Annotated in this window: 16 protein-coding genes; 11 read left to right on the forward strand and 5 right to left on the reverse strand. The window is 66.2% G+C overall.

The window, feature by feature from the left end; all coding sequences use genetic code 11:
• The first annotated feature begins 21 nt into the window (after window positions 1–21).
• The 4 genes from A5777_RS19655 (at window position 22) to A5777_RS19670 (ending at window position 4,369) form a co-directional block, all read left to right on the forward strand.
• Window positions 22–1,278 (forward strand): hypothetical protein, encoded by a 1,257-nt coding sequence (locus tag A5777_RS19655; protein ID WP_064863931.1) that lies wholly within the window; start codon window positions 22–24, stop codon window positions 1,276–1,278.
• Window positions 1,275–2,639, forward strand: coding sequence for a lipase family protein (locus A5777_RS19660; protein WP_064863932.1), 1,365 nt, complete (start codon window positions 1,275–1,277; stop codon window positions 2,637–2,639). The genes A5777_RS19655 and A5777_RS19660 overlap by 4 nt, the downstream gene beginning before the upstream one ends.
• 127 nt (window positions 2,640–2,766) lie before the next feature.
• Complete coding sequence (locus A5777_RS19665) at window positions 2,767–3,165, forward strand: RidA family protein (protein ID WP_064863933.1); 399 nt, start codon at window positions 2,767–2,769, stop codon at window positions 3,163–3,165.
• A 10-nt stretch (window positions 3,166–3,175) separates the two neighbouring features.
• Window positions 3,176–4,369, forward strand: a complete 1,194-nt coding sequence (locus A5777_RS19670) for a winged helix DNA-binding domain-containing protein (protein WP_064863934.1) — start codon at window positions 3,176–3,178, stop codon at window positions 4,367–4,369.
• Between the two features lie 12 nt (window positions 4,370–4,381).
• Here the strand turns inward: A5777_RS19670 and A5777_RS19675 are convergent, their stop codons facing one another.
• The gene (locus A5777_RS19675) at window positions 4,382–4,771 is read right to left on the reverse strand and encodes a VOC family protein (RefSeq protein WP_064863935.1); all 390 of its coding nucleotides are present in this window, start codon (window positions 4,769–4,771) and stop codon (window positions 4,382–4,384) included.
• 77 nt (window positions 4,772–4,848) lie between these two features.
• Here A5777_RS19675 and A5777_RS19680 point away from each other — a divergent pair, with 77 nt between their 5' ends.
• From A5777_RS19680 to A5777_RS19695, 4 genes are all read left to right on the forward strand, one after another.
• On the forward strand, window positions 4,849–5,571 hold the full coding sequence (locus tag A5777_RS19680) for a TetR/AcrR family transcriptional regulator (protein ID WP_064863936.1): 723 nt from the start codon (window positions 4,849–4,851) through the stop codon (window positions 5,569–5,571).
• 231 nt (window positions 5,572–5,802) lie between these two features.
• Complete coding sequence (locus A5777_RS19685) at window positions 5,803–6,483, forward strand: DUF899 domain-containing protein (RefSeq protein WP_064863937.1); 681 nt, start codon at window positions 5,803–5,805, stop codon at window positions 6,481–6,483.
• 135 nt (window positions 6,484–6,618) lie between these two features.
• Window positions 6,619–7,353 carry a response regulator transcription factor gene (locus tag A5777_RS19690; RefSeq protein ID WP_039856290.1) on the forward strand — a complete coding sequence of 245 codons (735 nt, stop codon included), beginning with the start codon at window positions 6,619–6,621 and terminating at the stop codon, window positions 7,351–7,353.
• Window positions 7,353–8,897 (forward strand): sensor histidine kinase, encoded by a 1,545-nt coding sequence (locus tag A5777_RS19695; RefSeq protein ID WP_156529433.1) that lies wholly within the window; start codon window positions 7,353–7,355, stop codon window positions 8,895–8,897. Before A5777_RS19690 ends, A5777_RS19695 begins: the two co-directional genes overlap by 1 nt.
• 38 nt (window positions 8,898–8,935) lie before the next feature.
• Here the strand turns inward: A5777_RS19695 and A5777_RS19700 are convergent, their stop codons facing one another.
• Window positions 8,936–9,775, reverse strand: coding sequence for a hypothetical protein (locus tag A5777_RS19700; protein ID WP_005207421.1), 840 nt, complete (start codon window positions 9,773–9,775; stop codon window positions 8,936–8,938).
• A gap of 47 nt (window positions 9,776–9,822) precedes the next feature.
• Window positions 9,823–10,962, reverse strand: a complete 1,140-nt coding sequence (locus tag A5777_RS19705; RefSeq protein ID WP_231895125.1) for a DNA adenine methylase — start codon at window positions 10,960–10,962, stop codon at window positions 9,823–9,825.
• Between the two features lie 80 nt (window positions 10,963–11,042).
• On the opposite strand from A5777_RS19705, the gene A5777_RS19710 reads away from it, so the two are divergent.
• Window positions 11,043–11,468, forward strand: coding sequence for an HIT family protein (locus A5777_RS19710; RefSeq protein WP_005207423.1), 426 nt, complete (start codon window positions 11,043–11,045; stop codon window positions 11,466–11,468).
• A gap of 426 nt (window positions 11,469–11,894) precedes the next feature.
• On the opposite strand, the gene A5777_RS19715 is transcribed toward A5777_RS19710, so the two are convergent.
• On the reverse strand, window positions 11,895–13,127 hold the full coding sequence (locus A5777_RS19715) for an HNH endonuclease (protein WP_064863938.1): 1,233 nt from the start codon (window positions 13,125–13,127) through the stop codon (window positions 11,895–11,897).
• A gap of 386 nt (window positions 13,128–13,513) precedes the next feature.
• Window positions 13,514–15,652, reverse strand: a complete 2,139-nt coding sequence (locus A5777_RS19720) for a RecQ family ATP-dependent DNA helicase (protein ID WP_064863939.1) — start codon at window positions 15,650–15,652, stop codon at window positions 13,514–13,516.
• A gap of 114 nt (window positions 15,653–15,766) precedes the next feature.
• Between A5777_RS19720 and A5777_RS19725 the strand changes: the two genes are divergently transcribed.
• Window positions 15,767–17,032 carry a bifunctional glycosyltransferase family 2/GtrA family protein gene (locus A5777_RS19725; protein WP_064863944.1) on the forward strand — a complete coding sequence of 422 codons (1,266 nt, stop codon included), beginning with the start codon at window positions 15,767–15,769 and terminating at the stop codon, window positions 17,030–17,032.
• 97 nt (window positions 17,033–17,129) lie between these two features.
• Entirely contained in the window at window positions 17,130–19,310 is a 2,181-nt protein-coding gene (locus tag A5777_RS19730; protein ID WP_064863940.1) for an ArnT family glycosyltransferase, read from the forward strand.
• Window positions 19,311–19,475: the final 165 nt, after the last annotated feature.

Genomic DNA, 19,475 nt, shown 5'->3' on the forward strand with positions numbered 1-19,475 from the left:
TGGATGACGTGGAGGGGAACAATGCGCAGATTCTTGGGGACATCTCTGCTCGCAGCGGTGGTTGTCACGCTCGGGTTCGTCGGAACGGTCGCGGCGACGCCGCACGCATCGGCGAGTGATCGTCTCGACAGTGTTCTCAACCTGCCGCTGGTCAATCGTGACGCGTCGAACGGGCCGGGTGGCGTGAATCCCGCGTTGCCCACCGATCCGATGGTGCTGCGCTCGCTACTCGACGAAGCGCGCAGTCGCTCGATCGCGCCGTCGTCGTATCGCGCGCTGCTCTTCCAGTACTGGCTCGCCGACACCACGAAGGCCGCGGGCATCGATCTCGCGTCGTGGAACCCGCGAGCGGGTGTGAGCGCCAATCGACAGAATCTGGTTCGTTCGTACCGCTTCTACGAGAATCTGCAACTGTCGCACCGCGAACTGCAGTGGGCAGGCATGGGCGGGCTCGTCGGCGCCGACTTCGGCGGTGGACTCCTCGACTTCGAGCTCGCGACCAACATCTACGACTTCGCCCGCCTGCAGCCTATTGCCAATGCGATTGTCGGACAGACCAATACGACCCTCGGGCCGGTATTCGTCGACAAGCTTCCGCGCGGTCTGCGCGCACTGGCACGCGTCGGAGCCACCATCTCGGCCGACGATCTGCGCAAGATCCAGGGCGACATCCTGGTGATGCAGAAGAACATCTTCTCCGATCTCATGCCCATGCACCGTGCCTATGTGGTCGGCGGGCTGCCCGCACTCGAGGAGATGAACCGCGCAGGACTGTTCAACGGTGAGATCATGAACGCCTGGGCGCAGATCGCCTCCAAACAGCCCGACGCGATCGCGGCAGGCAACGCGCGTCTGCTGCGGCGTGAGCAGGGTGAGGTCATCAAGGACCAGTGGGACGCGACCCGCGCCTACAAGGGCGATGTCGGCGAGGCGATGACCTATGCGAGCACGGTTGCGGGCTCGCCGTCGGTGGCCGGGGTCATCCCGCCCCGCTCGTTCCGTTCCATCGAGGTCCACGGCACCGCTCCGGATGGACGGCGCGCGACACTGACTGTGCCGCTACCGGATTGGAACTGGTCGGTGTACCCCGAGCGCTGGGCCTACATCACCGATCAGCTGTTGCCCAAGTACAAGGATCAGGTCAACAACCACTGGCCGGAGCTCGAAGCGACGCTGCGCAAGCCCTACGATCAGCAACTGGAAAGCCACCGCCCGATGTGGAACATCGCGCCCATGCTGCAGTCCGCCCTGGAGACGACGAAGGTGACCTATCAGTGAGTTACACACCAAAGACGGTGCGCCACAACCGACGACGTGGCGCACTCGGAGTGGTCCTCGCCGTCGCTGCGCTCGCGGCAGCGGTGCTGTCGGCACCCGCCGCCCACGCGGCACCACCCAATCGCACCCCGGGACTGGGTGAGGTCTTCAACGGCTACGTCGTCGGCACGTTCACCAACGGCAGGTTGGCAAGTCCCGACGAGGTGATCAAGCCCCTCACCTCTGGGGACCCGTTCTACGCCGAACCGCGCCTGCGCGGCGACGAGAAGCCCGGCACGGTGCTCAAAGCCAAGAAGGTCGACGTCCAGTTCACCGGCTTCCGGCCAGGCAACCTCGACGCCTACAAGCTGATGTACGTCACGCGCGGCCTGCACGACGAGCCCGAGATCAGCACCGGGATCCTGATGGTGCCGGTCGATGGCCGCGACAACGCCACCCGGCCGCTCGTCGGCTATCAGTTCGCCAACGACAGCGTCGGTGCGTACTGCCACCCGTCGACGATGTGGACCGGTGGCGATCCGCTCGACGGCGCGTCGTGGTCGGCGCTCGGACCGCTCGCGCAGATGTTCGGCAAGGGCTACGCGGTGATGATCAGCGATGTCGGCAACGACGGTGATCCCAAGCCGCACGGCGTCTTCGCGGGCAAGTTCGGCGGAAATGCGCTGCTCGACGGAATGCGCGCTGCGCTCGCGCATCGTCCGACGAAGCTGTCGAAGGACGCGCCAAAAGCGATCTTCGGTATCGCAGGCGGCGGCGTCGGAGCGGCATTCGGTGCCGAGAAGGCCGCTGCCTATGCACCCGAACTGCACATCAAGGGCACCGTGCTCGAGGGCATGGTGGTCAACCAGCGCAACTTCATCCGCACGTCCGACGGCTCGGTCGGTTCGGGCTTCGCGTTCGCGACGCTGCTCGGACTCGAGCCGCGGTATCCGGAGATGAAGATCGACGACAAGCTGACGCCCGCGGGTAAGGCGCTCGCCGACGTGTTCCGCACGCAATGTCAGACGCCCGCGTACTTCGGCACTCCGTTCCTGCCGCTGCGCACGCTGTTCAAGGGCGGCAAGAGTCCCGCCGATATCCCTGAGTTCCAGCACGTCTACCGCGACAACATGCTCGGCACGCAGTCGCCGAAATCGCCGGTGCTCATCGCCTCCTGCGCCAAGGACGACTCGCCGATGTCGCTGGTGCCCGCCGCGGATTCGCGCAAGCTCGCCGCGACCTACCGCGCAGGCGGCACCCGCGTCGACTACCAGCCGACGGACTGCAGCATGCTGCACTTCTTGACCAACATGTACGGCTGGGGCACCGACCTCTTCGGGATGCAGACGATCGACTGGCTCGACGCGCGGCTGAAAAGCTGACCAGTCACCGCCCCGCTGGTTGAGCCGGCCGCGAGCGCAGCGAGTTGCCGTGTCGAAGCCGGCCGGCCAACGCCACGCATCTCACCAACCCCGGCTGGCGAGTGGTGTCGAGGCCTACGATCGGAGCATGACCCGAATCACGCTCAACGGCTCGTCGGTTCTGCACGACGGCGGTTTCCCCTACAGCGCAACAGTGAGCGCGGGACCGCTGCTGTTCACCGCGGGAATCTCGCCGCTCGACGAAGGGGGGGTCGTTGTCGCGGCCAACGACGTTGTCGGGCAGACGCGTCGGTGCCTGCAGAACCTGTCGGCGCTGCTGGCCGAGCGCGGCGCGACACCCGCTGATCTCGCCAAGCTGACGATCTATGTCGCCGAGCATCTGCAAGCCGACCTCGCCGTCGCGTGGGAGGCGGTCGTCGCAGAACTCGGCGAGTCGGTTCCGCCGGCCATGATGGTGGGCGTCACGGTGTTGCCGTACGACGAGCAGGTCGTCGAAATCGACGCTGTCGCTGCACTTCCCGCGTGATCGCGGCTCGATGAGCTCTGCGCTCCGGCCACACATCTCCGACGCCGAGCGTCGCGCTCGCCTGATGTGCAGGCACCGACTCGCCGACGACTCCGCGGCCGCGACGCCCGTCGACGTTGCCGAGTCGATGGTCGGGCTACACGCAACCACCTGGTCGACGGTCTACCTATCGACGTGGGCGCGGATGCCCGACTTCGTGCCCGCCGACCTCGACGCCGCGCTCTACGACGACCGCAGCCTGGTTCGACAACTTGCCATGCGCCGCACCATGTTCGTGTTTCCGAGGGAGACCCTGCGCGACGCCGTCGGCGCTGTCGGCCCGCGCGTTGCGGCGTCGGAGCGTACCAACATGCTGCGAGACCTGCGGCGCAGCAGCGACTTTCCCGACCCCGAAGGCTGGATCGACACGGCACGGGCGGCGGTGGCGCGGTTGGAGTCCGACGGCATCCCGCGCAGTACAGCCCAATTGCGTGACGCGCTACCTGAACTCGACGGTCGGGTGACTGTCGGTACGGGGAAGTCGTGGGGCGGAACGATTCCGATGGCGCCGCGAGTGCTGAACATGATGAGCGCGGCCGGCGACATCGTCCGCGGCCCCAATGACGCTCCCTGGCATCGGTCCAAACCGCTGTGGGTCGGGATGGAGCAGTGGCTCGGCGGCCCCCTCGATCCACCGGACGTCGCGACCGGCCACGTCAGGATGATCGACCGGTGGCTGCGAGCCTTCGGTCCCGGCACCGAGACCGATCTCGTCTGGTGGTTCGGCAGTACCAAAAGTGCTGTACGTCAAGCCCTTACGCAGCTCGAGGTCGTCGAGGTCGAGCTCGACGACGGATCGGTCGGCTACGTGCACGCCGACGACACCGAAGAAGTCGGCGCCGTCGAACCGCAGGCGGTGCTGCTCCCCGAACTCGACCCGACCACGATGGGCCACAAGCAGCGCGACTTCTATCTCGGTGAACACGGCGCGCACGTCTTCGATTCGAACGGCAACGGCGGGCAAAGCGCGTGGTGGGACGGTCGGATCGTCGGAGGTTGGTCGCGCCAGCCGGACGGATCGGTGCAGATTCATCCCTTCGAGCGGCTTCCCCGTGCCGCGACACGAGCACTGACGTCGCGGGCGGACACGCTGGCCGAATGGCTCGGCGACGAGAACCCGCGGCCCGCATATCCGGCGCCGTTCATGCGCGGGGCGCCTCGATGAGTACTTCTCGAACTACACCCACTCGACGAACTGCACGATGATGCCGTTCGGGTCCTCGATCTGGAAGTAGCGCTCGCCCCAGGGTTCGGTCTCGGGTTCGGTCACCACCTGTGCGCCCGCATCGCGGACGGTGCTGAAGACGCTGTCGACGTCGTCGACCACGAATGTCAGGAGTAGTCCATCTCCCGCGCTCCCTGCGCGATGTGCGGGCTTGAAGGTCCCCAGACCGGTCTCGAGGAAGATGACGTTCGGTGTCCCCGTCGGCGCATCATCCGGTGCGGCGAGTGAGATGAAGCCGTCGGCCTGCATGGCGACGGTGTAGCCGACGTGGCGGAATAGAAAGGCGGCCGACGCCTCTGGGTCGGGCACGTTGAGGGAAACAGCGGTGGCGGTAATGGGCATGAGAGCCTTTCTCGTATGGAGTACGAGATCCAGTATCCGTATAGTGTACGAAAAGTCAAGGAACGGGAGATGTACTGGTGAGCACCATCGAACTGCTGTGGCGCAAGGTGGTGCCGCTGCCTGCGCGGCAGGGGAGGCCGCCGCGGTTCACGGCGGACGCTGTCGTGGACTCGGCGATCGTGGTTGCCGACCGAATCGGGTCGCGATTCACCCTTCGTGACGTCGCGCAGGAGCTGGGCGCACCGGTGATGTCGCTGTACTCCTACGTCGACAATCGCGAGCAGCTCGTCGAGCTCATGGTCGACCAGTGTCGCGCCGACATGACGCATTCTGTGCTGACCGGAACATGGCAGTCGCGACTACGACAGGTCGCGGCCGACAATCTGAACCTCTTCGACCGCCACCCGTGGCTGGTCGATGTCGAGTCCGAACGCGCGATTCTCGGACCGGGAACCCTCGGCAAGTACGAGCGAGAACTGCGCGCCGTCGAATCGCTCGAGCTGAGCGACGCGGCGAAAGATGCTGCGCTGCAACTGGTACTGAACTTCGTTCGCGCGTCGGCTCGTTCGCTGCATCATGCGATCGCGGAGAGGCGAGAAGAGACCCCCGAGCAGTGGTGGGAGCGCGAGGGTGCGCAGCTGGCGAAACTCGGCGTCGACGAACGTTATCCGCTGGCATCCCGTATCGGCACGGCCGCGGGGCAAGCGACCGGGGCGGCCGAGAACGCCGATGCCGCCCGCGACTTCGGGTTGTCGGCGCTGCTTCTCGGCATCGAGGCGATGGAGTCCGCAGGGGTGTGAACGCGGCGAGGAGGCCGAGCGCGACAACTGCGTACATAATCCGGTCGTCAGCGCGAGGCTACGACAATAATTGTCGCGGCGCCCCGCTGACGACCGGATTGTGTACGTACTCCATGGGCACACGGGTCGTGCGCGGGCGTGACGATGAGTTTTCCCGGCCGCGGTGGTCCGTCTCTGTGACCGGGCTTCTGCTCGGCCGAACTCGGCTGAAATTCGAGAACAGGGGAACCCATGTCTGAAGCACTCCCACCCGTCGTCGACGCCGACACCTGGCGTCGCGAGCTGGACGAACTGCGCACCCGCGAGAAGGCGGCAACTCGTGAACTCGATGCGATCGCGGCACAGCGTCGTCGAATGCCGATGGTCGAGGTCGCCGATCACACGCTTACCGGTCCGGACGGGCCGATCGCGCTCTCGGACATCTTCGATGGTCGCTCACAGTTGATCGTCTACAACCACATGTGGACCGACGGCGCCACCTTTCAATGCGGCGGTTGCACCGGGTACACCTCGCAGTTCACCCGACTGGACTTCTTGGACAACTACGATGCGCGTTTCGTGATCGTCACCAACGGACCGATCGACGAGGCGCTGAACTACAAGCGGCGGGTCGGCAATCAGATGGACTGGTACTCGGCGGCGGGCACGACCTTCGGCACCGAGGTCGACGCGGCACCAGGCGAGGGCTTCGCCGTCAACGTCTTCCTCCGCGACGGGCAACGGGTCTTCCGGACCTGGCACACCGCCGGTCGCGGCACCGAGCAACTCGGTCATAGCTTCTCGCTCCTCGACATCCTGCCGTGGGGCAGGCAGGAGGAGTGGCAGGACGTGCCCGACGGCTGGCCGCAACGCCCGACGTACTCGGGGTGGGCTGGTTCGGCCGATATCGCGCGCCTCTACGGCGAGGCGTAGGCGAAAGCTCAGGCCGCTCGGCGCTCGGGCGCGGGGTGGATGCGTCTGAACGTGCAGGTCATCGCTCACAGGGAACTGCCAGCCTGTCTCCAGATCGATGGCAGAATCCTGGGGGAAGGTGTATCTGTGAACGAGATGGGTCAGGGAACACACCAGTTGATCAGCAAAGGCACCGGAACCGGGCCGCGAGTGCTCGTCGTCGACGACGAGACCAATATCCGCGAGCTGCTCTCGGTGTCGTTGAAATTCCAGGGGTACGACGTCGAGGTCGCCGCCGGTGGCCCCGAGGCCATCGACAGGTGCCGAACCTACAAACCCGACGTGCTCATCCTCGACGTGATGATGCCCGGCATGGACGGATTCGGCCTGCTGCGCCGGTTGCGCGCCGACGGCGTCGACGCCCCCGCGCTGTTCCTGTCGGCGCGCGACAGCGTCGAGGACAAGATCAACGGCCTGACGATCGGCGGAGACGACTACGTCACCAAGCCGTTCAGCCTTGAAGAAGTCGTCGCACGCTTGCAGGTGTTGTTGCGCCGCAGCGGATTCGACGCGCGGGCCAAAGAGGCGTCGCGGGTCACGTTCGCCGACATCGAACTCGACGACGAGACACACGAGGTCTGGAAGGCCGGCAAGCTGGTCTCGCTGTCGCCGACGGAGTTCACGTTGCTCCGCTACTTCATGGTGAACGCGGGCACGGTGCTGTCGAAGCCTCGTATTCTCGACCACGTGTGGAACTACGACTTCGGTGGTGAGGTGAACGTCGTCGAATCGTATGTCTCGTACCTGCGTCGCAAACTCGACTTCGGCGAGAAGCCGCTCATCCATACGCTCCGCGGCGTCGGTTACGTGATGCGAGAGCCGCGTACCTGATGGTGGCAACGCACCCGCACTCTGCAGCGGCACGCTCCGCTTCGCGGGACGCCGAGTCTGTGGGCGGACTGTCCGGTGCGGTCGTCGGCCGTGTGAAACGCGGTGTACCGCTGCGCATCTCGTTGGTTGCGCTGACCGTTCTGCTGATGGCCATTGGCCTGCTGGTATCCGGGATCGCCGTGACGTCGGCGATGAAGAGCGACCTGATGTCGCGCACCGACTCCGGTCTCGTCTCGGCCGTCGACACCTGGGCCAAGCCGCGCACGCACGTCAGCGACCTGCCCGGTCCTCCGCCTGGGCCGCGCAGGCCGCCGTCGGCCTACTTCGTGGAGAACACGCTGTCGAACGGGACGGTGATCTCCAGCAATGACTTCGACGACCAGCCCGCGATCTCCGAGTTGCCCCAAGGTGACTACGGACCGGTGACGGTCAACTCCGCGGACGGCAACGGGCCGCAGTGGCGGGTGATCAAGCGGTCGAGTCCAGAGGGGCAGTCGATCGTCGCGCTCCCGCTGAAGGATGTGAACAAGACCATCTCGCGTCTGCAGTGGCTCGAGTTCGGGATCGGTGCGGCGATCGTCCTCGTCATCGGGGTGCTGAGCTACCTACTCGTCCGCTCCTCGCTGCGGCCGTTGCGTCGCGTCGAGGAGACCGCGCATGCGATCGCGGCGGGCAACCTCAACATGCGTGTACCGTCCGCCGCGCCGAACACCGAGGTCGGCAGCCTGTCGTCGTCGCTGAACACCATGCTCGGCCAGATTCAGCACGCGTTCGCCAAGACAGCCGCGTCCGAGCAACAGGCCAGGGCCTCCGAAGAACAGGCGCGCGCATCCGAGGAGAAGATGCGACGTTTCGTCGCCGACGCCTCCCACGAACTACGCACACCGCTGACCTCCATCAAGGGGTTCGCCGAGTTGTCGCGCAGCGGCGCGCTCCCCGACACCGGAGACGCACTTGCACGCATCGACGACGAGGCAGGCCGAATGGCCCTGCTCGTCGAGGATCTGCTGGTGCTCGCGCGTCTCGACGCACACCGGCCGCTGAACTCCGAGCCGGTCGACGTGTTGTCGCTAGCCGCCGACGCCGTGCAGTCGGCCCGCGTCGCGGCACCCGAGCGGAGTATCCGGCTCGAGATCGGCGAGTCCGACGAGCCACCGATGGTCATGGGCGACTCTCCGCGCCTGATGCAGGTCATCCGCAATCTGGTGAACAACGCGGTGGTGCACACACCGAAGGACGCGTCGATCACCGTCGGAGTCGCCGTCGACCGCTCCGGCACTCGGAGTGACGGCACGCCCGTCGACGACGTGGTGATCAGCGTCGCCGACACCGGTCAGGGCCTCGAAGCCGGCGAACTCGAGCACGTATTCGAGCGGTTCTACCGCGGCGACTCCTCGCGCTACCGCGGTGAAGGCGGCGGCAGCGGGCTGGGCCTCTCGATAGTGGCGGCTCTCGTCGGTGCTCACGGTGGCCGCGTCGGTGTCGAGTCGACACCCGGCCAGGGCGCACGCTTCTGGGTGCGCCTACCCCGGCTCGCGGCCTGAGCCGCGCGTCGACTGGGCGCTCGAGCGTGCCGAGGGCGTCAGACCAGCCGGTGCAGCCGCGCGAACTCGGCGAGGTCGTCGCGGAATGTGTCGAGCGTTGCGAGCGTGTACATTCCGTCGATCTGGCGGTCGGCCCACAGTTGGTGGATGCGACGGAGGTCGGACTGCCTCGACTTCCAGCCGATTCCGTCGATGACCGCCAGGACCACCTGGCGCGGAAGCCGGACTTCGGCCATCTCCTCGATCTCGCGCACGGCGTCGGTCAGCTTGCTGCCGGTCGAGTCGAAACCCTTTGCGGCGACGACGATGTCAGCGGCTCCCTCGTGTCCGACGATCAGGTCGGCGGGTGCGTCGCGCCCGCCTCGGCCGGAGAATCGGGAGCGGGTCACGTAGGGGAGTCCGAGATCGCGGGCAATCGCCTCGATCTCGTCTTCGATGTGTCTGCCCGACGCTCCCGCACGTGTGGCCGTCGCGCGAGTACCCGACCGCGCGACGAGGATGTCGGCAAATGTGTACGTCCGTGCCATCTGTACTCGCAGCATTCGGACCAGGTCGAACTCTCGGTCCATCCAACTGACCAACTCGTACGGTTGTGTGCGCGCAACCTTCTGCCACGACGACGTCCCGAACTCGTGCCTCAGGTTGTTGCGCAACTTCTCCTGCGAGAGGCCGACGGCCAGCCGCAGGATGCTGTCTTCGTCGGCGTGATCGCGCGCCCAGACGGCGAGTCCCGTGAGGTCGGTGTCGAGTACCTCGGTCAGCGTCTCGACGGCGTCGACGATCTTCTCCGCATCAGGGGTCGACGCCGTCGGGTCGACATGAGCGGTCAGCCGGCCCAGCGTCGACAGATAGTCGTCGAACTCTCCCGCGTCACTCATCGTCGTCGATCTCTGTGTGTGTCAAAGGTAGTGTGCCTCAACGATATTCAGTCTCGACCGATGAACAGGAACTCGCTCACGTCGCGACGGGTCGCGGCGGCGTGGGTGCCGAAGCTGTACTTGTGGTCGATCGCGATGACCTCGACCGACGGCTTGACCTTGCCCAGCAGGTCGACGATGCGGTCGGCGCCGGGCAGGGCGTTTGACGAATAGGACAGCACGATCGCGCCGGCGTCTCCGAAGTGCTCGAATGTGCGGACCAGAGCGTCGTCGATGGTTCGCTTGTAGGCGAACGGGGTGAACCGCTTCGGCAACTTCTTGGTCTTGGTGTTCTCCATGATGCTCATGCCCTCCCAGTAGACCGAGAGGCCTTCGAGGAAGTGGTAGCGCTTGATGTAGTCGTTGTCGTCGGTGGGCGGAGCATAGGGAGGGTCGAGGTAGACGAGGTCGGGTGCGGCGTCGAACAGTGGTGTGACGTCGAGGTCGAAGACGTCGCCGCAACTGCTGCGATGTTTGCGTCCGTTGCTGAAGACTGTCGAGTTGTACTCCGACGCCGCGCGCAGCCGGAAGTGGTCGCGCAGCGACATGCGCAGGTCGCGGCGGCCGTCGGCGTAGCGGGTGGAGTCGGTGAACGTGAAGACGCCGCGTGGCTGCTTACGTGCTGCGGAGAGGACGAGAGCGGAGATGGCGAGGTCGCGTCGATACCCACGCAGCCGCGCGATGTGTGACCACGCGGAATCGAGGAAGGCGCGGTCGGCGGCGTCGAAGTAGAGGCCGTCGAACGTGCTGCGGATGAAGTCGCGGTCGTCGAGGGGTGGTCCGCAGATCTCGTCGACCAACTCGGGCTCGAGCCGCACCGACGAATTCGCGACCGTCGCGCGGGCGATGATGTTCGGAAAGTTCAGAAAGTCGTTGCTCGCAACGGAGAAACCCTGCGCCTTGAGCAGATACGACACCACTCCCGACCCGGAGAACGCGTCGACAGCGGTGGTTCCGCCGATCTCGGCGAAGGTGCGCTCGAGGTGGGGGACAAGCCTGTACTTGGAGCCCATGTACCGCAACCGGGGGAAGCGCTGGGCGCGTGCCACCACCTCTGCGGAACCGATCGACCGGGACCCGGACGACGCTGCAGCCGAGGGTGCGGACTGCGTCGCGGGCGCGGCGTCGGTGAACTCTCGACGACTCACAGGAAAAGAATGTCACGCCGCACTGACAAGATCGCAGCCAACTCGTCGGGGCCGGCGTCGATCAGACCTAGACTGTCTCCATGGCATCGGTATTCACCAAGATCATCAATGGAGAACTGCCCGGTCGATTCGTGTGGAAGGACGGCCAGGCGGTCGCATTCCTCACCATCGAGCCGGTGACCGAGGGCCACGTCCTGGTCGTGCCGCGCAAGGAGGTCGATCACTGGGAGCAGATGGACACGGCGTCGTTCACCCATCTCGCCGACGTCGCGCAGCAGGTCGGCCGCGCAGTCAAAGCCGCGTTCGACGCTCCGCGCATGGGCCTGCTCATCGCCGGACTCGAGATCCCGCACGTCCACCTCCATGTGTTCCCCGCCAAGAGCATGGAGACGTTCGACCTCAGCAAGGCCCGCAAAGACATCACGCCCGAGGAACTCGACGCCGACGCGGAGAAGATCCGCGCCGCGCTCCGGGCCACCGGCTACGGCGAGTACGTCGCCGACTGAGTCACCCACAACTGCGCCCATCGGCTCGTGATAGAACACGAGTCGCCCTGGCTGATCCATCACGCACCTCGTCGCCGACGCTTGTCACATGATGCTGCACGGGCTCATCTCATGCGGGGTCGTGGACTCGAGGCCGTGGATGCGCGACAGCGCACACGTGTCAGTGCGGGTCGCCCCGAGGGGCTCGCGCGCGCTGAGGCGTGCCGTCGTGTCGCGGCATCCGAGGCGATGTATGGAGTTCTCAAGGGTCGTGTGTCCGGTGCCGACGTGCTCGCCGGACAGTGGGTGGCTTGCGGAGAGTGCACGCGTCGCGTGCCGGGTAGAACTCGCGGGATACGGGCTGAGGGCAAGGTCGATGGGTGGGGTCGACGGGTGCTACTGGGAAGGCTGTTGTGTGTTGCGCGGTGGTGGGTTCAGGAGGCGGGTTCAGGCGGCGACGTTGTCGAGGCGCAGTGTCCGTCGGTTGTAGGCGGGTAGTGGTGTGCGGTGGGGGTCGACGGTGGCGGGTGGGATGAGCCAGGGGTGGCGGTCGTGGCCCATGGTGATGTCCCAGTCGCTGGCGTGGATCTGAGTGTGGCAGGAGGGGCAGAGCAGACAGCCGTTGTCGAGATCTGTTGTGCCGCCGTCGATCCAGTGGGCGATGTGGTGCACGTGTGTCCACGAGGCGGGTGCTCCGCATTTGATGCAGCAGCGGTCGCGGATGGTGATGGCTTTGCGGAGGTGGGCCGGGAACAGTCGTTTGGTGCGTCCCATTTCGAGGGGCACCGTTTCGCCGTCGACGATGATTTCGTTGATGGAGGTGTCGCAGGCGAGTGTTCGTGCGGTGAGTTCGGTGACCGGTCCGGCCCATTGGAGGTAGGCCAGCTTGGGCGTGTCCGCCGGAACCACCAGTGCCAGATGGGTTTTGGGCGCGGTGATGAAGGGGGTGTCGATGGTGGCGGCGAGGTCGAGAATCTGCTCGAGAGCTTCGGTGCGACGTTGCCCGAGGCTGCGGGCGTCGGGTGAGCCATCGGGTTCGGGGCGTTCCTCTGACAGCGACTCGATTGCGCTGTGCAGCTTCTCGGCGGTCACCACGTCGACGTCGCCGCGAATCTCGGTGCGTCCGTCGCTGGTTTGGGTGAGCGAGAGTGTGTTGATGGTGCGGTCTTCCGCTGCGGGGATGCCGCCACGCTCGTCTACAACCTCGTTCGCGCGCCCCCGAGCGGTGAGTGCGATCTCGCGGGGTGTGGCACCGGAGGATGCCTGTGCGATCAGTGCGCGCTCATGGTCGAGGCGTTCATCGGCGGAAGTGGCTTCGGCTGAACGCTTCTCGATATGGGCCAGTCCGGAGACGATGGAGGAGACGTGCTCGCTGGGGAATGCGCCGTCTTCGCTGTAGCCGGGTAGTCGCTGTAACCGCGGTAGGGCTGCGCCGATCTGCAACCACCGGGATGCTGCTGCCGGGGGTGCGCCCATGGCTACGAGTAGTGCCCGGGTTTTGCCGCCCGGCCCGGCAACGCCGAGGCGGTCCATCGCGGCGGCGTGCACGGCGAGGAGATGGTCGACGACGTTGCGCATCATCATGAGTGTTGTTGTCGCGGCCTGTAGTTCGCGTGCGTTGGCGTCGTCTTTGATACGGATATCGCGCAGCTGGTCGAGAAGGTGGGGGAGTGGGGGCATATGTCCATTATGGGGAGAACAGACGTTCGAGTCAAGGGATTCGATCAATATATATCGGCGAAACAAACTGCGCAGCAACATGATTCGAGTTGGCGCACTGTCCCCGCTATCAATTCTAGCGACCGCCTATGACACTTTCGGAGCGTCGAATTCGGTTATCCACACGCGGCGTCGGCGCTGTGCGGCTCGATCACGTCGCGATAGCGTCGACCACTCCGGATCGCCTTCAATTGACACGTATGTCGAGGCGGCGTTGACCGCCTGTGCGGCAACGATAGTGGGGCGCTCGTGACAGCGCCCCAGGCGCACGTACTGACACCGTCGGCGCCACCGAGGCGCAGTGCTACGGCGCGGTACCCGCGAACTCCCGCGGCCAAAGGAGCGGTTCAGACGCTCCGATGGATCAGCAGCGGCATGACCGCGGTGGCGCCAGCCTCACGCAGTGTGGCGGCGGCGAGTGTGATCGCCCACCCCGACCGCGACTCGTCGACGACGAGCAGCACGTTCTGACCCGCGACCTCCGGGGGCGGTTCGCCGAGGTGGTCGCGCCAGTAGGCGGCCTCGACGGCGCCGGGTGCGTCGCGATCGGGTGGGTTGCCCTGTCGCACCGGTAGATGTCCGCCCGGCCGCTTGCCGACGACGCGTAAATGTTCGGCGAGTTGATCGGCCAGGTTGGTGCCGGTCAGGCGCAGCGACATGATGATGTCGGGTCGCACTCCCGACTGCCGCACCCACGACGACAGTGTCGCCACGGCGGCGTCGCCGAGGTCGGCCAGTGCCTGCGGATCGGCGGCGCGAGCGGCGGTGAGGAGGTCGGTCCACTCCGGGGCGTCGGCGTGTGCCAGCACTCGTCCCGGTTCGGCGGCGAGGTCGGCGGCGATGCGGCCGCGACGTCCGAAATCGCCACCTGGCCACATCTTTCGTGGTTCGAGAATCTGCGCGGAACGTCGAAGGTTGCCGGTGATCGTGCGTACGACGGCGGGATCGACGTCGGCGGTCAGCGGCGGGGTCAGGGCTCCCGTGCACACGGAGCAACGTCCGCACGGTTGCGCCTGCGGGTCGTCGAGCGACTCGGTGAGCAACTGCATCAGACATTGTCGGCCTGCGATGTAGCTGCGCATGATGTCGGCTTCGCGACGTCGAACCGCGACGACGCCGTCGTAGTGGGCGGCGTCGAACGTCCACGGCGTACTCGTCGCCGACCATCCGTCCGGCCCGCGTTCGGTGGCGCCGTCGACCGCAAGCTGCTTGAGCATCAACTCGATTCGACCTCGACGCTGCCCGGTCGCCGCCTCCAGGGCAGGCACCGACATCGGCCCGTCGGCCTCGCGCAACGCCGAGAGCACGGACTCCATCTTCACCGGATCAGGGATGGTGGCGGTCGCGAAGTAGTCCCACACCGAGTTGTCGGTCGCCGACGCCAACAGCATCACGACGGCGTCGTCGAGTGCGCGGCCCGCACGCCCGACCTGCTGGTAGTACGACACCGGCGACGGCGGCGATCCGACATGCACCACGAACCCGAGATCTGGCTTGTCGTAACCCATTCCGAGCGCAGACGTCGCGACGAGCGCCTTGACCTCGTTGCGCAGCAGGGCGTCTTCGAGATGGTGCCTGCGGTCGGCGTCGAGCTGCCCGGTGTATGCCTCGACGGCCAGCGAATCGCCGTGTATCGCGCGAATCGCGTCGACGAGGCGCTCGGCGTCGGCGACGGTGAGCACGTACACGATGCCTGAACCGGGGAGTTCCGGCAGGTGCTGTGCGACCCATCCATACCGCCCGATCGGTGACAGTCCGTCGATCACGTTCAGGTGCAACGATTTTCGCGCGAGCGGACCGCGCAGCACCAGCGTCTCGGACTGCTCGCCGCCTGCGCTGAGTTGCGCGGCGACGTCGTCGGTGACCCGACTGTTCGCCGTGGCCGTGGTCGCGAGGACAGGAGTCTGCGGGTTGAGCGACTGCAGGACATCGGAGACCCGGCGGTAGTCGGGGCGAAAATCGTGACCCCAGTCGGAGATCGCGTGCGCCTCGTCGATGACGAGCAGGCCCAGTTCGCCCGACAGCGCGTCGAGCACACGCCTTCCGAATCCCGGATTGGCGAGACGTTCCGGCGAGACGAGCAGAACGTCGAGCTCGCCGGAGCGCAACGACGCCTCGATCGCCGACCAGTCGTCGACGTTCGACGAATTGAGCGTCGCCGCCCGCAGTCCCGCGCGCTCTGCCGCCGACACCTGATCGCGCATCAGCGACAACAGTGGCGACACGATCAACGTCGGACCCCGCCGGTGAGACCGCAGGATCGCCGTCGCAGTCCAATACACCGCCGACTTTCCCCACCCCGTCGCCTGCACCACGAGTACGCGCGGCCCGCTCGCTTCGCTCCCGGCCCCCGAACTCCCGACCAACCCGACCACCGCGCTGAGCTGGTCGTCGCGCAGGCGCGCGCCGTCGCCCGCGAGGCTGGTGATGACCGCGTCGGCGACGGCTTGGTCGTCGTCGGACAGTCCTACCGATGTTCCCGTCATGCCCGCCAATCTAGTGACGTCCACCGACGAGGTTCTTTTCGCAGGCCAGACGCTCACAGGAAGCTGGCAGGTTCGACGCAGAGTTGCTGCAGTTTGGCACCCGAATCTGTACTCATGACGACAGAAGCCCTCCCGCAGGCCGCGGCACCCGTGACGATCGTCGCCGACACATCGGTCACCGCTCCGGTACTCGACATCGTCGTGCCGGTCTACAACGAAGAGAACGACATCGCGCGGTGCCTGCGCCGCCTCCACGACCACCTGCGCGCACACGTCCCGTTCACTGCGCGCATCACCGTCGCCGACAACGCGAGCACCGACGCGACCGTCGCGATCGCAGCGGAACTCGCGGGTGAACTCGGCGACATCCGGGTGGCGCACCTCGACGAGAAGGGTCGCGGTAGGGCACTCAAGACAGTGTGGACACGCAGCGACGCACGGATCGTCGCCTACTGCGATGTGGATCTGTCCACCGACCTCAACGCGCTGATGCCACTCATCGCGCCGCTGGAGTCCGGGCACTCCGACATCTCGATCGGCTCCCGACTATCCCGCGGCTCACGCGTGGTACGTGGCACCAAACGCGAATTCATCTCGCGCTCATACAATCTCATTCTTCGTACGACGATGCGCGCCAAGTTCTCCGACGCCCAGTGCGGCTTCAAGGCGATGCGCACCGACATCGCCCGTCAGGTGTTGCCCTACGTCGAGGACACGGGCTGGTTCTTCGACACCGAACTGCTCGTGCTCGGTGAGCGAATCGGGCTGCGGATCGCCGAGGTCCCCGTCGATTGGGTCGACGACCCGAACAGCACCGTCGACATCGTGTCCACCGCGGTCGACGATCTCAAGGGCTGCGCCCGCGTGGGCTACGCGCTGGCCCGGGGCCGACTGCCCATCGCCGAACTGCGTTCGACGGTCGGCCGTGAGCGCGCGGCCGGTCCCGACATCGCGGGTGTGCCGCCGGGCATGGTCGGTCAGCTCGTCCGGTTCTGCGTCGTCGGGGTGGCGTCGACGGCCGCGTATACGGTGCTCTACCTGCTGCTGCACTCGATCCTCGGTGCGCAGGTCTCCAACTTCGTCGCACTCGCGGTGACCGCGGTGTTGAGCACCGCGGCCAACCGCAAGTTCAGCTTCGGTGTGCACGGCCGCGAGGATGCTCTCAAACATCAGCTCTTCGGGTTCGGCGTGTTCCTGTTCGGCTGGGCGGTCACCGCGGGGGCACTCGCAGGGCTGCACGCCTACGCGCCGGGAGCGTCGAAGCATGTCGAACTCGTCGTGCTGATCGTCGCCAATCTGGTCGCCACGGCGACCCGCTTCGTCGGATTGCGGTGGGTGTTCCGTGCTCACCTGCGACGCACCGCAGAGGCAACGGAATGACGTCCCACCGCATTCACGAGGCCGGTCACACTGAGGTCAGACACACCGGGGTCAAACGCACCGGGGCCAGCCGCTCCACCGAGCAAGAATCGAGACGATGACCACCACAGCAGAATCGGCGACGGCCCCGGACTCCCGGGGCCGTGCGCCTGTCGACACCACGGCCGGTTCGACGGTACGCACGACGCTCTGGGAGCGCGGATCGCTCGCCGTCCTACTGATCGCGACGACGATCATCAACCTCTGGAACCTCTCGGCGAACGGTTGGGCCAACTCGTTCTACTCCGCGGCGATCCAGGCCGGGTCGCAGTCGTGGAAGGCATGGTTATTCGGGTCGTCGGATATGGCGAACTCGATCACGGTCGACAAACCGCCTGCGTCGCTGTGGATTCCGGCGCTGTCGGTGCGGATCTTCGGATTGAACTCGTGGGCGATCCTGGTGCCCAACGCCTTGATGGGCGTGGCTTCGGTGGCATTGCTCTACTGGATGACGCGCAGGTACTTCGGGCACTGGGCGGGTATTCTCGCCGGTGCGACGTTGGCGCTCACCCCTGTCGCCGCGATGATGTTCCGGTTCAACAATCCCGAGGCGCTGCTCATCCTGTTGATGATCGCCGCGGTCTGGGCGTGTCTGAAAGCCGTTGAGACAGGCCGGCTTCGGTGGATGATCCTGGTCGGCGTGTTCGTCGGGTTCGGCTTCCTCACCAAGCAGTTGCAGGTGATGCTGATCGTGCCGGGACTTGCGATCACCTACTTCGCATTCGGTCCCGGCGGGTGGGGCAGGCGCCTCGCGCACTGCTTCGCCGCACTCGGTGCGATGATTGTCAGCGCGGGTTGGTGGCTGCTCGCCGTCGCGCTGTGGCCGGTGTCGTCGCGACCGTGGATCGGCGGATCACAGAACAACTCCGTGATGGAATTGACGTTGGGCTACAACGGTTTCGGACGCCTCAGTGGCAACGAGACCGGTAGCGTCGGGCCGGGCATGGGACGCGGTTCCTACGGTGGTTCGGCAGCGGGGCCCGGCGGAATGGGTGCCGATTTCGCGGGACCGGGCGCGCCCGGTGGCCGCGGTGGCATGTGGGGACAGCCCGGACTACTGCGAATGTTCCAGCCCGAGCAGGGTGGTCAGATCGCCTGGCTGATTCCGTCGGCACTGGTGCTCGGTATCGCTGCGCTGATCATCATCGGTCGGGCCAAGCGCACCGACACGCGACGCGCCTACCTCGTCGTGTGGGGGCTCTGGCTGCTCGTGACGATGGCCGTGTTCAGCTTCATGGCGGGCATCTTCCTTAGCTACTACACCGCTGCCCTCGCGCCGGCCGTCGCCGCCGTGCTCGCCGGTGGCGCCGCGGTGGCCTGGCGTGCACGCGACAAGGTGTGGGTCCGGTGTGTGCTTGCCGCCGCAGTGTGGATTGCTGCGATCTGGGGCTTCGCACTCCTCGCGCGGTCGTCGGACTTCGTGCCGTGGCTGCGCTACGTGGTGCTGTTCCTCGGGATCGTCGGGGGTGCTGCGATGTTGTTCGCGCAACGCGCCTACCTCGGTGCGCTCGCGATCGCGATGTCGGTGATCGCCGCACTCGCAGGCCCGTTCGCCTACACCGTCGACACCATCACCACGGCCAAGCAGGGCTCGATCATCAGCGCCGGACCGCGGGTCGAGGGCGGATTCGGTCCCGGAATGCGCGGCGGACCGGGCGGAATGCGCGGCGGCGGAGCCGGATTCGGCGGACAGCGTGGAGGCAGCCAGGGCGGATTCGGCGGCCCGGGTATGGGCGGGCAAGGCCATGGCCAAGGTCACGGCATGGGCCAAGGTCAAGGCCAGAGCATGGGTATGCCGCCCGGCATGGCCGCGGGCGCCGGGTACGCGGGAATGCGTGGCGGAATGGGTGGGCCGGGTGGCGGTCTGCTGATGGGATCGAAGCCAAGCGCCGAGATGCTCGCGCTGTTGAAATCCGACGCCGAGAAGTACACGTGGGTCGCCGCGGCGGTCGGATCGAACACCGCGTCGGGCTACCAGCTCGAATCGGGCTACTCGGTGATGCCGATCGGCGGCTTCAACGGCACCGATCCGTCGCCGACGCTCGCACAGTTCCAGAAGCTGGTGGAGCAGAAGAAGATCCACTACTTCATCGGTGGCGGTGGATTCGGTGGTGGCGGATTCGGTGGGGGTTCGGACAGCAGCAGGCCGTCGAGTCAGATCACCACGTGGGTGGAGCAGAACTTCACCGCGAAGACGGTCGACGGTGTGACGGTGTACGACCTGACCGCTCCCAAGTAGTCGCCCGGCGTCGACGTCGGGAACTCGAAAGGCGGGAGTGAATAGACAACCAGGCGTTGCGATTGCTCCGGTCTGGTTTGAGTGACCTGACGTCGACGCCCCTCGACGTTTAAGGTTCTGATCGTGGCATTGACGATCGGACATCGACTGAGTCGGATGACGGGC

Source organism: Gordonia sp. 852002-10350_SCH5691597 (genome assembly GCF_001665715.1).
Taxonomy (GTDB): Bacteria; Actinomycetota; Actinomycetes; order Mycobacteriales; family Mycobacteriaceae; genus Gordonia; species Gordonia sputi.

Bases quoted from the DNA above. Each gene is read 5' to 3' on its own strand.
- A5777_RS19655 (WP_064863931.1), top strand. From the start codon at position 22: ATGCGCAGATTCTTGGGGACATCTCTGCTCGCAGCGGTGGTTGTCACG.
- A5777_RS19665 (WP_064863933.1), top strand. From the start codon at position 2,767: ATGACCCGAATCACGCTCAACGGCTCGTCGGTTCTGCACGACGGCGGT.
- A5777_RS19670 (WP_064863934.1), top strand. From the start codon at position 3,176: ATGAGCTCTGCGCTCCGGCCACACATCTCCGACGCCGAGCGTCGCGCT.
- A5777_RS19675 (WP_064863935.1), bottom strand. From the start codon at position 4,771: ATGCCCATTACCGCCACCGCTGTTTCCCTCAACGTGCCCGACCCAGAG.
- A5777_RS19685 (WP_064863937.1), top strand. From the start codon at position 5,803: ATGTCTGAAGCACTCCCACCCGTCGTCGACGCCGACACCTGGCGTCGC.
- A5777_RS19690 (WP_039856290.1), top strand. From the start codon at position 6,619: ATGGGTCAGGGAACACACCAGTTGATCAGCAAAGGCACCGGAACCGGG.
- A5777_RS19695 (WP_156529433.1), top strand. From the start codon at position 7,353: ATGGTGGCAACGCACCCGCACTCTGCAGCGGCACGCTCCGCTTCGCGG.
- A5777_RS19700 (WP_005207421.1), bottom strand. From the start codon at position 9,775: ATGAGTGACGCGGGAGAGTTCGACGACTATCTGTCGACGCTGGGCCGG.
- A5777_RS19710 (WP_005207423.1), top strand. From the start codon at position 11,043: ATGGCATCGGTATTCACCAAGATCATCAATGGAGAACTGCCCGGTCGA.
- A5777_RS19715 (WP_064863938.1), bottom strand. From the start codon at position 13,127: ATGCCCCCACTCCCCCACCTTCTCGACCAGCTGCGCGATATCCGTATC.
- A5777_RS19720 (WP_064863939.1), bottom strand. From the start codon at position 15,652: ATGACGGGAACATCGGTAGGACTGTCCGACGACGACCAAGCCGTCGCC.
- A5777_RS19725 (WP_064863944.1), top strand. From the start codon at position 15,767: ATGACGACAGAAGCCCTCCCGCAGGCCGCGGCACCCGTGACGATCGTC.
- A5777_RS19730 (WP_064863940.1), top strand. From the start codon at position 17,130: ATGACCACCACAGCAGAATCGGCGACGGCCCCGGACTCCCGGGGCCGT.